The organism is Photobacterium sp. AWH4_225 (assembly GCF_056158405.1).
Genome location: NZ_JBSWTF010000001.1, coordinates 1,361,458 through 1,375,129, shown reverse-complemented (window position 1 = coordinate 1,375,129; position 13,672 = coordinate 1,361,458). Strand labels below are relative to the sequence as shown.

The window sequence follows — 13,672 nt, the reverse complement described above, 5'->3', positions numbered from 1 at the left end:
ACCAATAATAGAAAATAACTCCAATGCATCAAAGATGCACCATGCGACAAACTCGCCGCATAAAGACAAAGCCCTGCATTGCAGGGCTTTTAGCGAGAAAAGTTACAACACCTACAACTACAGCCCTAGATATAAAACATTGGGTAGTCTTTCAGTTCAGGAATGACTTTTTGCAGCTCCTGCTCTTCTTCAGCCAAGCCTTCGATAGATTCACACACAAAACCTGCCTGCTCGGCGACTTCACCTGAGCGTTGGCGTATTTTATCCTGTAGGCTCTTTTTCAACTCAGATAGCTGGGTCTGGAATTCAGAGAAGCTCAGATCGCCGCTTTTCATTTCCTCAGAGAGGGAAGCAATGACACCCGATACCGACTCGACACTGATATGCTTCAGGGCATCTTCAAACTCTTGCTTCCAATCGGTCTCCATCGACCCGAACACATCAGCCGGCATAACAAACTCGCCTTCAGGGTAAAACTTCTGCTTGGCCTTCGCGCTGTACTCATCAACTAACTGTTCTGCACCAGCGAAAGCATCACTCTCTCCGAAGTGCGATGAAAGCTCATCGATAACCTCTTGAGCAATACTCGCGCCATCATCGGCGAGATCAGCCATTTTAGGCAGGTATGATTTCACATGCTCACTGTAAGATTGCAAGGCTTGCGTCTGCTGCTCAGAAAGCGAAACTTGCTTGCCATTAATAAATAGCTGGTTAGCTTCATTTATCAAAAGCTTGGGCTCACCGCCTTGGTAAACGGAAACCTGTTCACCAGAAATATGGATATCATTCGGTACATTAACCGGACAACTTTGGGCAAAACTTCCTGTCGAGCAAGCAAGAAGTGACAAGGCAATAACGGATTTTTTCATGGCTAACTTCAATCTTATCGATTTTGTTGCCCTACTTTATACCCAAACTACTGCCTAATGCCAGCAGATAGCGGCACGTTATTCAGTTGCCCTTTGAATTTTACCCCAGCCGAAGAGTACATATTACAATCACTTAGGTATATACTACCCCTTGGCCCCATCAAAAAAGAGTTACCGTGGAAAAAGTCGCTATTTTTGTCGATGTGCAAAACATCTATTACACCGTCAAAGACACCTATGGGTGTAACTTTGATTACAATGCTTTTTGGGCTGAAGCTACCCAAGGCAGAGAAGTTGTGGCGGCGTACGCTTATGCCATTCACCGTGGTGACGAAAAACAGCGTCAATTCCAAAATATTCTTCGTGGAATTGGCTTCGACGTTAAGCTCAAACCTTTCATCCAGCGCAGTGATGGTTCTGCCAAAGGGGATTGGGATGTGGGTATCACTCTCGATGTAATGGAGCATGCGCCAGATGTCGATCGTGTCATCTTGCTATCGGGAGATGGCGACTTCGACCTACTTGTTGATAAGGTACAAGGCAAGTACGGGATAGACGTAGAGATCTATGGTGTTCCGGGACTAACCGCAGCTTCACTGATTAACACGGCCAACTTCTTCCGTGAGATTGAAGACACGCTGTTGCTTAAACGCTAGACAGTATTTTCGATAAAATAACAGTATTCGATACAACAAAGGTAGGAGCCAAGCCCCTACCTTTATTGTTACTAACACTACTCTCGCTGATTTAGATCGTTTAACGAGTTTCCGTCATCACTTCATACTCAGCGGTACCACGCAACTCCTTTAGGGCGCCAATCATCATCTTCAGCGGTACAATTACAAAGTACACCGAGGCAACGACTACCATCACAGGGTCTGCATATACAGAGTATGCGGCCAAACCGATATACTGCATCACGGTTGCCAAGATAAAACCAACCATTACCGCACCACTGATCACCGTATCCATCATCCATTGCTTTGATTCAGCAACGACTAAGTTAGAGCCTGACTTTTGGCCATACTTTCTCATCACAACATACGTTGCCAAGCAACCGACGACGTTAATCACGCCAAAAAGAAGTGCTAAACCGGTATCAATATCTCGACCACCATCGAGTATTGCCAGAATGGCTGAGCTGAACGAAATACAGCACATGAAAGTGATCACTAACCCTTTAAACGCGATGACCATTGGCTCTACCTTCTGGACCGCTTCAGAGTCTTTTCTAGATGGCGAGCGGATATACGCTGCAGCCATCAGGGATAACACGGTCAGCGCCAAACTGACTAATGAATAAGCACCGTCGAAAATAATAACCAGTGAGCCCATCCATAGACCAAAGCCGATCCCTAAAACGGCAAACAACAGCGCAGAAAATGTTGAAAATTGTAAAAGCTTGCGCTCCAGTGCCACATTACATTGCATAACTACCTCAGTGCAGAGTCTCTATTTCCCCTGCTTGATTTCCAATTTTGATCTCACTGACGATCATACCGAGGCAGCTCAAAAGCTGAAAATCACTGAGCGCCAATTTTTTTGGCGCTAACACAGACTTTCCTTACAGGATGAAGGATAATTATACTTACTCGCAAAACCTACTCAGGACACAGGATCACAATGAAACTCAGTCAATTAGCGCTGTTTCTAGACACCTGCGAAACGGGCTCGATTACCGAAGCCGCCAAACGGAGTGGCAAAAACCGAACGACGGTCAGTTCGGCGCTTAGCGCACTTGAGGATGAACTGGGCGTATCGCTCCTTGAACGCAGCGGAAACCAAGTACAGCTAACGGAAATCGGTGACTCAATCAGAAGTGATGCCGAACGGATCATGATGATCGCCAGTGATATCCAAGCAAAATGCCAACAGCACCTCGAAGGCGTTGAATCAGCATTGCGGATAGCAAGAGACGACGCCCTTCCAGAAGCCTTCTGGCGCCAGCTAGTCCACGATCTGAGTGTCAAATACCCGAATAGCAGTATCTCTATCTATGTCGCGCCACCTCCCGAGCTTGATGAAATGGTCGAGCAGAATATGGTGGATATGGCCTTTTGTTTATTGCCCACGACCGATAACCTGCCCAATAATCAATATACCCAATTGGGCCAGATAAGAATGATGTCAGTGGCGCGGGCTGATCACCCGCTTAACCACCTTACTGAAGTGCTCAGCGACGACTTGGCTCATGCGACAGAATTTGTGCTGGCAGCGATCAAAGATCAAACGCTTGTCGCGGTATCCCCCACCTCTAGCAACTATATCGCGCTGACCTTTTACGAACACCTGCGCAATGCGGTGCTCGATGGCAATGGCTGGTCTACTGTTCCATCCGTGCTCATCAACAGCTATTTGCGCGATGGTACGCTGAAAGTGCTCAACCACTACCAATCTATGCGCTGGCAGCCTTACGGGGTGATATATGGCAAGCATATCCAACTCGGGAAAGTGTCAAGATGGCTTTCAACCCAACTGGAAGCTTATCTAGACAAGGAGTCGAACTAGTTTCAAATGACATGAGGATGTCACGATAGCTCAAACAAAGGGTCATGTTTTCTTTCTAGTGTTGTATATACCCAAGCTACTTCAAGGAAGGGACATGTCAGTCACACATCACAGAACTATTTGGCTATCCGACATCCATTTGGGCAATAAAGACTGTAAAACCGATTACCTGTTGGACTTTCTCAATAAGAACAAGGCCGATACCCTGATCCTGGTCGGCGATATCATTGATTTGTGGTCCCTGAAAAACAAACACTATTGGCCAGAGAGCCACAACCAAATCATTAAGTTACTACTGGAGCAAGCCAGCGCTGGAACTCGGATCATCTATATTCCTGGTAATCACGACAGCTCAGTGCGTAAGTTTGTGCAATACAACTTCGGTCATGTCGAACTTCACGACACTTATATCCATACAACGGCCAGCGGTAAGCGCATTTTGGCAATTCATGGCGATCAATTTGACAGCGTCGTATGCCATAACCGCTTTCACGCCGTGGTTGGAGATGTCGGTTATGATTTTCTACTGTTCATCAACCGATGGTGGCACCTGTTCCAGAAACTGCGTAACAAACCTTATTGGTCTCTCGCCAGTTATCTGAAATCGAAAGTCGACAAAGCGAACCAAGCTATAGAGCGTTTTACCCATGCTGCAATCAACCATGCCCGCCAACAGGATGTTGATGCCATTGTCTGCGGTCATATTCACCATCCATCTATTGTCCAAGACAAGGAAATACTCTATCTCAATGACGGTGATTGGATTGAAAACTGCACCTGCATCGCCGAAGCATTTGATGGTGAGCTATCACTGATCAGCTGGACAGACAGGTATCAGGAAATAGCACGTAACCACTCCTTGAAGATGGTCTCAGACAGTGTCTCAGCACCTGTCTCAAAAGATAGAGTGGCATGATTTAAAAAGAAAAAACACAATAAAAACGGCTTATCGAACTTCACGTTTCAGTGTTGAGTCTGTGTCTCAAATCAGGGTTTCTACACTTAACGGACACATTTTGCGGTGGTAACTCATTAGAGGTAGGCCTAAATGATAAAAAAACTAGTGGCCGAGTTCATCGGGACATTTTGGTTAGTACTCGGTGGTTGTGGCAGTGCTGTGTTATCGGCAGCCTTTCCTGAAGTCGGGATTGGCTTACTTGGGGTGTCGCTCGCTTTCGGGCTTACCGTCGTAACGATGGCCTATGCTATTGGCCATATTTCAGGGTGTCACCTTAACCCTGCTGTCACTGTCGGTCTGTGGTCAGGCGGACGTTTTCCTGCCAGTGAAGTTATTCCCTATATTGTCTTTCAGGTTCTAGGTGCAATTGCTGGCGCATTTGTTCTTTATATTATTGCGAGCGGCCAAGCAGGCTTTAGTCTAGAAGGCGGACTCGCTTCCAATGGCTATGGCGATCATTCCCCTGGCAACTATACAATGATGTCTGGCTTTATTACTGAATTTGTAATGACATTCATGTTCCTGATAGTCATTCTGGGTGCAACGCACAAACTCGCGTCTCCAGCGATGGCGGGCTTGGCTATTGGTCTAGCGCTAACCTTGATCCATCTTATCAGTATTCCAGTCACCAACACCTCAGTAAACCCAGCTCGAAGTACAGGCCCTGCCGTAATGGTCGGTGACTGGGCTATGACTCAGCTATGGTTATTCTGGCTAGCGCCGTTACTTGGTGCGCTTATCGCTGGAATAGTCTATCGGTGGCTTTCCCCTAACGACGACTAAGCGACACACAAAAAGAATGCGGCTTAACGCCGCATTCTTTTTTCTGGTTTCAAACACCCGCGATAACAGCCCTATCGGCTAGTCAAAATCCGAACTAGAACTTGGACTGGGTGTTTCATTTTAATGTGCTCAAAGCGTTTTGCCTGACTACGACAAGAGTAACCTGTCGCCAAACATCTGTCGGGATCCAGCTTCGCCAAATTAGGCTGCCAGCTTAGGTCGAAAACACCTTTTGATGCTTCTAGCTTATCTTTCTCATGGCCAAAAGTCCCCGCCATCCCGCAGCAACCTACGGAAACTGGCATCAAGTTGGCACCAAAATGACGGAATATGGTTCCCCACTCTTTTTCCGCATTAGGTAGTTTGGTTTTCTCGGTACAGTGCGCAAACAAATACCAGTCATCACCTTCGACTTGAGGTGCCGCTGGTTTTTCTGCCAACAAAGGAAGGAGCCATTCATGGGCAGTCAGCACTTCAAAATCACCACGCTTGTCACCCAAGATTTCGTTATATTCATCTCGATAACAAAGCACAAGCGCAGGGTCGACACCCATCATAGGAATGCCCAACTGAGACAGTTGATTGAGAAAGTCAGCCGTATTCTTGGCAGTTTTAGCAAACTGGCGCAAGAAACCTTTCACATGCTGCGCCTTACCGTTCGGTTTAAATGGCACGAGCATTGGCTTTTTACCTAACCTTTCTGCAAGAAATACCAAGTCTCGAACAACTTCAGCATCATAATAACTGGTGAACGGGTCCTGTACGATCAAGACATAGTCCTGGCGCTCACGCTCTGACAGCGCTTGAAGCCACTGCAGATCAAACCGCGTTGAATGATGACCATCCAAACTTTCAAATAATGTCGGTACAGACAGGGCTGGCATATCGACATAACCTATCGCTTTTGCTGTCAGGCTTTTCGACCAGTTCGGGCGCATAATCGCATTAAAAGTTGCCGGGGCTTTGGCCATCAATGGCAAATAGCTTTCAACATACGCAACAAGGTAGTCTTTGGCCGGGCGTTGGTAGCGGCTATAGTAAATGTTCATGAAACGCGAACGGAAGCTCGGAACATCGACTTTGATCGGGCATTGGCTGGCACAGGCTTTACACGCCAAGCACCCATTCATTGCCTCCATGACCTCGTGGGAGAAGTCGTAGTCGTTGCGTTTGGACCCAAAGGTATTCATAAAGCGGTCTATGATTTGCTTCACTGACGGTGAACTGTCCATCAAGGACTTTTCAATCTCGACAGGATCAAGGCCCTGCTCGGAAAGCTGTCTTAGCCATTCTCGTACCAGGCCAGCCCGACCTTTCGGCGAGTGGCGGCGATCAGCGGTTATCTTCATTGACGGACACATCGGCGAACTCGTGTCGTAGTTGAAACACAACCCGTTGCCATTACACTCCATCGCCTGTTTAAAGCTGTCACGCACTTTTACTGGGATCTGGCGATCAAAATAGCCACGTTTCAGGCCATCCACTTTCACTAACTCAGCGTCGCTTTCCAGTGGTGTACAGATCTTACCCGGGTTCATCCTGTTATCCGGATCAAACGCCGCCTTGATTCGGCGCAATTCGGTAAACAGCTCATCACCGAAGAAATCCGGCCCATATTCAGAGCGATAGCCTTTGCCGTGTTCGCCCCACATCAGGCCGCCATATTTAGCCACCAAAGCAACCACTTGATCGGAGATTTGCTTCATCAAGCGCTCTTGCTGGGGATCACACATATCGAGCGCAGGTCGAACATGCAACACTCCGGCATCTACGTGACCGAACATGCCGTAATCAAGCTGGTGCTCATCAAGCAACTGGCGGAAATCAGCAATAAAGTCAGCTAAATTTTCCGGCGGCACACAGGTATCTTCGGCAAACGGGATCGGCTTTTTACTGCCTTTTGCTGCGCCTAGCAGTCCCACCGCCTTTTTACGCATATTGTAGATTTTTTGGATATCAGAAAGCTCTGAACATACCTGATAACCGATAATGCCATGCTGTTTCTTCGCCAGCATTTCATCAAGCCGCAGACACAGATCATCGACTTGTTGCTGGTTGGCTTTTGGATCATTACTGGCGTATTCAACAATATTGATACCCAGCATCTCTTGACCAGGCACGTCCGTGATCAGCTCACTGACTGTATGCCAAACAATATCTTGCTTGGCGAGATTCAAAACCCGAGAGTCTACAGTCTCTACCGAGAGTGCCTGCGCTTCGACCATCATTGGGGCATTACGCAACGCTGAATCGAAGCTATCGTATTTGATGTTTACTAAAGTACGGGATTCAGGGATCGGCGTGAGGTTGAGCTTGGCTTCGGTAATGAAGGCCAAAGAGCCTTCCGAGCCACACAGCAATCGCGTGATATCAAACTGGCTCAACGATTCATCAAAAACATTTTTTAAATCGTAGCCAGTTAGGAAACGGTTGAGCGGCGGAAACTTATCGACAATTTGTTCGCGCTTTTCTCGGCATACCTGTTCAGACACTTTAAGAGCCTGACTGGCAAGCTCCGTTGCTACAGGCAGTGACTGAATCGCATCACTTTGCAACGGCTCTGTATCCAGCACTGAACCATCAACTAGCACCGCCTTGAGGCCCAGTACATGATCTGAGGTTTTGCCGTACTTAAGCGACCCTTGACCTGAGGCATCAGTATTGATCATACCGCCTATAGTCGCACGGTTACTGGTAGAGAGATCCGGAGAGAAAAAGAAACCATAAGGGCGAAGCGCATCATTAAGCTGATCTTTCACCAAGCCGGTCTGAACCCTCGCCCACCCTTCTTCTGCATTGATTTCCAACACCTGGTTCATATGCCGCGAAAGGTCCACGACAATACCTGGAGTCAGCGACTGGCCGTTGGTCCCTGTACCACCTCCACGGGCTGAAAATGTAATACTGGCGAAAGACTTAGTCTGTGCTAGTTGGCCTAGAATAACCAAATCTTGGTTTTTAGTAGGGAAAATAACAGCCTGTGGAAGTTGCTGGTAGACGCTGTTATCCGTTGCCACTGCAAGACGGCTGGCATACGAACTTTCTATATCGCCACAAAAACCTGACTTTTCAAGTTGTTGCAGGAATGACAGTACTATTTCTTCAGTACCGTTTTGGTGTGTCAGTGCTGGTAACATTGCTCTCCTTGTCCAGTATCACGCCGTATCCTACGACGACTGGCCTCTCCATTGCTTTATAATTTGGTTGTCGTCACACTTTACCCCAGCAGGATCGGGAAAAAAAGTATCCGCTTCAATCCTCTGCCCCGAATACCTTTTTTACGCATTAAACTCTCCATCGGCCCAACTGGTAGCGGACCCAAGCAGAGCCTGAAGCCAGCCAAGCCCCTAATAACAAATAACCAACTCCCTTGATCCCCAACACAATCAAGCTCACCGTTTGCAATGAAGCAATAGAGGTTGTCATACCATAAATTCCGAATGCACCAATCAGAACACAGGCACTTGCTATAAGCTTTCTTGAAACAGAAAGCTTCGATGTTTGCTGGTTTATGTGAACCGCGTAATCAATACCGAGGAAAATCCCTAATAGAATTGCAAATAAATACGCTTGCACTGGCACTAGCGAAATACCAGCCACCGTCCCGACCATCACACTCAGGCCAAGCCAGAACCAACGGTTAGTGAGTTGCTGTTGAAAAGCCGTAAATTCATAGGTGCGCCAGACGATAAACATGGCAACGATGACAATACTGAGCATAAAACTCAAAATCACATCACTGATGAAATGAACACCAAACCAAACCCTCGCGACCCCCTGTCCAACTATCAGTGACAGCACCAGCAGAGCAATCAGGATTTTTGACCATATCGTTTTGAATTTGAGCTGAAGTAAATATCCCCATACCCCAAGGAGCAATGAAGCCATTAAAATATGCCCGCTTGGAAAGCCAAACCCGTATGCGTTGACTTTCTGAAGTGCTGGAATAAAGAAATATGGCCGGGGCATCATTAATCCATGCTTAAGCAACGAAGCGCCAAACAAAGCGACCAGCATCAAGAAAGCCATCTCAAGGAAAAACGGCGTTCTGCCATACCCAGCTATCACAACCGCTATGATAAACACAAACCATGGTTCACCCAGAACACTGATGCCATACATCAAGACACAAAAAATCCACTGCAAAGAAGACGGCCATGTCGAAATGTAATGTTGGAACTTGTCGATTAGCCCAAGCTCATATTCATGCAATAAACTGATTTCAGCGTCAAAACGGTCGTAAACTTTCACCTCACTGTCAGGAGTTTGTGCTAGCCATTGCGGTAACAAGGCTGCATCTTCTGCATAGCGATATTCATCTACTTCTATCGCAGACGGATTGATGAGATAGACCCGTTCTACTTCTGTGGCAAAGTGCTTGGAAAACCATGAGGCTACAATTGGATAACCGCGACTATCTTCAAATGAAGACACTAAAATAGGTGAACTCGCCTTACAGGCAAAAATCGCTGCCCTGCCACGGTATTGAATGAGGTGCTCAACCTCAACGGCAATCCCAGTTTCTTCGAGTGCTTCACGCGCAGCGGCTTCTTGAGGGGTATCACCTTTATCGATATATCCCCCGGGTAACGACAATTTATTAGTGATGACTTCTGACAACATAATTAAATTATCACCACTGCGAATCACGCATACCGCTCCCACCATATTGTCAGGTTGCTTGCTCGCATCTATTGCGCTTTCATCAGCAACAGTGCTAAAACTCATTATTGCCAATAAAATAAGTATAAAAAGCTGGATGATTGGGTTTGGTTTCACCTGTTAAGCCAATTGTTATTTTGAGGGATAATTATTTGAATTCTATCAACAAAATAACTATCAAACCATTGAAATCAAAAGATGATATGTCTCTTTCGAGCACTATCATGCTACCTTGATAAGTCAATTATTAAATAACAACTTTTATACCATAAACACATGAAGCACTATGAGTGACCAAGCCGTTTTCCCTGACTTAGCAGACACCTATTACCGAGATAATTTCCACTGCTTGGTGAGTACCGTCATTGAACAATATTCTGATTTGTTGTCCCCAGCGGAAACACTTTGGTGCAACACCTATTTTGCGCTCAGTGAAGCGGCTCAATGCCTCTATATCAGGTTACTTACCCGAAAAGGACCGTTTTTTAGGCGCGACAAAATCCGTTATCCAGAAATCAAATTACTACCCCAAGCTTTTACCGAGCTGAACCGTGTCGGGTTGATCACTCTAGAACCTACTGATATTTCTCATTGTGAATATTGTAATCTATTCACTAAGCCTGAGCTTATCAGCCGCTTTGAATTTCTGTCGGGTTATAAGCAGGCTAAAAAATCAGAAATTATTGAGCAAGTCACCCTTCATCAACCAGACCTCAATCACTACAGTAGTGATGTACTGAAAGTCCACCATGCAGAACACTTGGCGGTATTTTGCTTACTTTTTTTTGGCAACACCCACCAAGATCTCAGCCAATTTGTTTTAGCCGATATCGGTATTCAAAATTTTGAAAGCTACCCTATCGATTCAGCCTACCGTCTTTTTAAACACAGAGAGCACATTGATAGCTGGATCGCTTTATCCAAGCTGGCGGACACTTATTGGCAGCATAAAGAAGCTAAAGACAGCCAAGCCATCGCTGAGATGCAGTTTAATTTGCCCGATGCATTCAACTGGCAGCCATTGGAGCGAAAACGCCAACGTCTCATTAATCATATTGCCCGTGATCTAGAGAGGCTTGGCAACCATGACTCAAACCGTTTAGAACAAGCTCTGACTCTTTTTCAGCACAGTGAGCGGGCGCCGTCCAGAGAGCGGCAAATCAGGATCCTGGATAAGCAGGGAAAAACCGAACAAGCACTGGCGCTTGTAAAACAGATTCTCGTAACACCACAAAACGAAGAAGAAGCTGATGTGGCCGACGTCCTCAACCACCGTTTGCTCAACAAGTTGGGAGACAAACAGCCACCGAGGAGAAAACCAATCTTTGCCAATGAAAAGCTTCAGCTGAAACAGCAACAGTCATGTGTTGAACTGGATGTCGCCACCTACTTCCAACAACAGGGATGGCAACCCTATTATCTCGAGAATACCTTGCTCTGCGGGCTCTTCGGCCTCGCCATGTGGGATATCATTTTCTCAGCTCAACAAGGGGCTTTCCTCAACCCTTTCCAACGGTCACCAAAAGACATGTTCTCAAGAGACTTCTACCTCAATCGTCAACAACTGATTGACCAGCGATTAGCGGAGCTTGAATCGGGACAATGGCATGACTGGCTGAATGTATTTAATAACAAGCATGGGATCAGCAACGACTGGGTACATTGGGGTGTACTATCCGAAGAGGTCATAACCAACGCGATATCGACCATTCCAATAACAGCGTTAACTGCAATCTTCAGGCGCATTTTATTTGATCCAAGAAGCAACCGCAGTGGTTTCCCTGATTTAATCCTATTTAAAGATGAGCAATATACCTTTGCTGAAGTAAAAGGCCCTGGCGATACTTTGCAGAGTAATCAAATTCGCTGGCTGAAGATGTTCCAACAGCATGCGATTACTGCCAAGGTGGTTTACGTGCAATGGTGCTAACCATTCATTCTGGGTAGAGATCACGTACGAACAAGCTTATTGGTGCCAAGGAGTGGCGAAATACTATATTTTCATAACGACCAAATTGTAAGTAACCATTAACAGCCGAGATTCACCTTGTATTAAATCCGAACAATTAAAAGCAATAAAACGCATAAAATAACATAAATAAAACAAGCGTTATGTTATAAAAAGGCAAGGATCAGAACCTAACTGACTATTTAAACCCACAACACTGATAATAATCACAAGTGAACAAAGTAAAACTAAAACCAAAAGCATAATAACCATTTACAGCTTCCACAAGAATGATATTAGATACTCACCATTCAATAAAAACATAAACTTAAGCTATTAGTTTATTTTTACCCTATTTCAACTTCAAAATAATAGAGTATTTACTTTATTTATAGCAAACATCACCATAAATTTAAAGCTATATAATTATGATGAATTACCTTCCAAATAAATCTTAATCGCCATCAACAACTCGACAACATAATAAACTCAACTGGTCTGATTTGTGGTATTTCCTGTCCCACATAGAATTCTCCCGAAATTATGCACTAGCATAGTTCGCTATAAAACTAATTACATAAATACTAAAGAATTCTCTATGTTCAAGAAGCGTTTGTTATCCTGTGCGGTGTTAACTGCACTCTCTGTTACGTCTGTACAAACTATGGCAGCCGGTTTCCAACTCAATAGTCAATCGGCGACAGGCCTTGGCCGTGCATTTGCCGGTGATGCAGTTATTGCTGACAATGCCTCAGCGATGGCCCGTAACCCTGCGACCATGGCTATGTTCAAAGAAACCAGCATGTCTTTGGGTTTCACTGTTATTGATACCGATGTCCGAATCAAAGACGGTACTTATAATCAGATGAGCTTACGTGAAACAGGTAACCCTGATCTTCCATACCTGCCAAATGGTACCAATGAGTTTGATATCTCAGGTACTAATGGTATTGGAAGCACCTCTGTAGTCCCGAACTTCTATTTGGTGGTTCCTGTCAATGAGCAATGGGCTTGGGGTGTTTCGGCATACTCTAACTTTGGTACCGGTACTGAATTTAAAGATGACTTTGCCGCTTCCGTCTTTGGTGGCACGACTGAAATTCAAAGCATGAATTTCGGTGCCAGTGTATCTTATCGCCTGAATGATCAGTGGAGCTTCGGTGCCGGCCTAGATCTTATCTATGGCATGGGTAAGCTAAAACGCGATATTGATGTAGAAACCTGTAAAGGGTTTGGGCCAAATCAATCTTGCACAGAGCACAAATTCAATGCCCTCGATGTTGATGCCTCTGGTTTCGCGGTCGGTGGTAATATTGGTGTTGTATACGAACTGAATGACAATCACCGCTTTGGTCTTTCTTACCGCTACAGCCCGACTGTTACGGCTAAAGGCGATGTAGATACCGTAGTTGGAAGTACCAACAAGCTGGATATGCCACTGCCCGATATGGCTGAGTTTTCCGGTTATCACCGCCTAGCAGACAAATTTGCCGCACACTACAGCGTGCAGTGGGTACAATGGAGCGCGTTTGATTCACTACAAATTGCTGGTATTGAGAAAGAGTATGCATGGAAAGATGCAGGCCACATCTCAGTCGGTGGTACGTACTACCTGAACAATGACTGGACCTTACGCGCTGGTTATATGTATGACGTTGCTGCAACTGACGAGCTGAAATCTATTTCTATTCCTGATTCAGATCGTCAATGGCTATCAGCAGGCTTTACCTACCACATTGACTCACGCTCAAACATCGACTTTGGTGCCACTTACCTACTTGGTAAAGACACCCATGTTGAGGAGTTCATGGGGATTGATACGCCAATTGGTGAAATTGGTACCAGTGTATCAGCCACCACTCGTGCAGATGCAGTTCTTGTGGGCTTACAATACAGCCGCACATTCTAATTCCACGCTCAGGATAAAGACAAAAGCGGAAGCCT

General features: G+C 45.7%; 10 protein-coding genes. 6 read left to right on the top strand and 4 right to left on the bottom strand.

Features of this window, described 5'->3' with window-relative positions; all coding sequences use genetic code 11:
- Positions 1–125: 125 nt before the first annotated feature.
- Positions 126–869, bottom strand: coding sequence for a DUF2884 family protein (locus tag ACXAD4_RS06690; protein ID WP_475239851.1), 744 nt, complete (start codon positions 867–869; stop codon positions 126–128).
- Positions 870–1,045: 176 nt separating this feature from the next.
- Between ACXAD4_RS06690 and ACXAD4_RS06685 the strand changes: the two genes are divergently transcribed.
- Complete coding sequence (locus ACXAD4_RS06685) at positions 1,046–1,525, top strand: LabA-like NYN domain-containing protein (protein WP_317521056.1); 480 nt, start codon at positions 1,046–1,048, stop codon at positions 1,523–1,525.
- 100 nt (positions 1,526–1,625) lie between these two features.
- On the opposite strand, the gene ACXAD4_RS06680 is transcribed toward ACXAD4_RS06685, so the two are convergent.
- Positions 1,626–2,300 carry a cation efflux transmembrane domain-containing protein gene (locus ACXAD4_RS06680; RefSeq protein ID WP_475239849.1) on the bottom strand — a complete coding sequence of 225 codons (675 nt, stop codon included), beginning with the start codon at positions 2,298–2,300 and terminating at the stop codon, positions 1,626–1,628.
- A gap of 192 nt (positions 2,301–2,492) precedes the next feature.
- On the opposite strand from ACXAD4_RS06680, the gene ACXAD4_RS06675 reads away from it, so the two are divergent.
- From ACXAD4_RS06675 to aqpZ, 3 genes are all read left to right on the top strand, one after another.
- Positions 2,493–3,377 carry a LysR family transcriptional regulator gene (locus tag ACXAD4_RS06675; protein WP_475239847.1) on the top strand — a complete coding sequence of 295 codons (885 nt, stop codon included), beginning with the start codon at positions 2,493–2,495 and terminating at the stop codon, positions 3,375–3,377.
- Between the two features lie 94 nt (positions 3,378–3,471).
- Positions 3,472–4,293 (top strand): UDP-2,3-diacylglucosamine diphosphatase, encoded by an 822-nt coding sequence (locus tag ACXAD4_RS06670; RefSeq protein WP_475239845.1) that lies wholly within the window; start codon positions 3,472–3,474, stop codon positions 4,291–4,293.
- 135 nt (positions 4,294–4,428) lie between these two features.
- Positions 4,429–5,118, top strand: coding sequence for an aquaporin Z (gene aqpZ, locus ACXAD4_RS06665; protein ID WP_475242726.1), 690 nt, complete (start codon positions 4,429–4,431; stop codon positions 5,116–5,118).
- 71 nt (positions 5,119–5,189) lie between these two features.
- Here aqpZ and ydiJ read toward each other — a convergent pair whose 3' ends face one another.
- Together ydiJ and ACXAD4_RS06655 are read right to left on the bottom strand one after the other, a co-directional pair.
- Positions 5,190–8,255 carry a D-2-hydroxyglutarate dehydrogenase YdiJ gene (ydiJ, locus tag ACXAD4_RS06660; protein WP_475239842.1) on the bottom strand — a complete coding sequence of 1,022 codons (3,066 nt, stop codon included), beginning with the start codon at positions 8,253–8,255 and terminating at the stop codon, positions 5,190–5,192.
- A 148-nt stretch (positions 8,256–8,403) separates the two neighbouring features.
- A complete protein-coding gene (locus ACXAD4_RS06655) occupies positions 8,404–9,897 on the bottom strand; it encodes a phosphatase PAP2 family protein (RefSeq protein ID WP_475239840.1) in 1,494 nt (497 codons plus the stop codon).
- A gap of 169 nt (positions 9,898–10,066) precedes the next feature.
- On the opposite strand from ACXAD4_RS06655, the gene ACXAD4_RS06650 reads away from it, so the two are divergent.
- Positions 10,067–11,710 carry a VRR-NUC domain-containing protein gene (locus tag ACXAD4_RS06650; RefSeq protein WP_475239837.1) on the top strand — a complete coding sequence of 548 codons (1,644 nt, stop codon included), beginning with the start codon at positions 10,067–10,069 and terminating at the stop codon, positions 11,708–11,710.
- Between the two features lie 616 nt (positions 11,711–12,326).
- A complete protein-coding gene (locus tag ACXAD4_RS06645; RefSeq protein WP_475239834.1) occupies positions 12,327–13,637 on the top strand; it encodes an outer membrane protein transport protein in 1,311 nt (436 codons plus the stop codon).
- The last annotated feature ends 35 nt before the right edge of the window (positions 13,638–13,672 follow it).

Coding starts and splice junctions, on each gene's coding strand:
- ACXAD4_RS06690 (WP_475239851.1), bottom strand. CDS start 869: ATGAAAAAATCCGTTATTGCCTTGTCACTTCTTGCTTGCTCGACAGGA.
- ACXAD4_RS06680 (WP_475239849.1), bottom strand. CDS start 2,300: ATGCAATGTAATGTGGCACTGGAGCGCAAGCTTTTACAATTTTCAACA.
- ACXAD4_RS06675 (WP_475239847.1), top strand. CDS start 2,493: ATGAAACTCAGTCAATTAGCGCTGTTTCTAGACACCTGCGAAACGGGC.
- ACXAD4_RS06670 (WP_475239845.1), top strand. CDS start 3,472: ATGTCAGTCACACATCACAGAACTATTTGGCTATCCGACATCCATTTG.
- ydiJ (WP_475239842.1), bottom strand. CDS start 8,255: ATGTTACCAGCACTGACACACCAAAACGGTACTGAAGAAATAGTACTG.
- ACXAD4_RS06650 (WP_475239837.1), top strand. CDS start 10,067: ATGAGTGACCAAGCCGTTTTCCCTGACTTAGCAGACACCTATTACCGA.
- ACXAD4_RS06645 (WP_475239834.1), top strand. CDS start 12,327: ATGTTCAAGAAGCGTTTGTTATCCTGTGCGGTGTTAACTGCACTCTCT.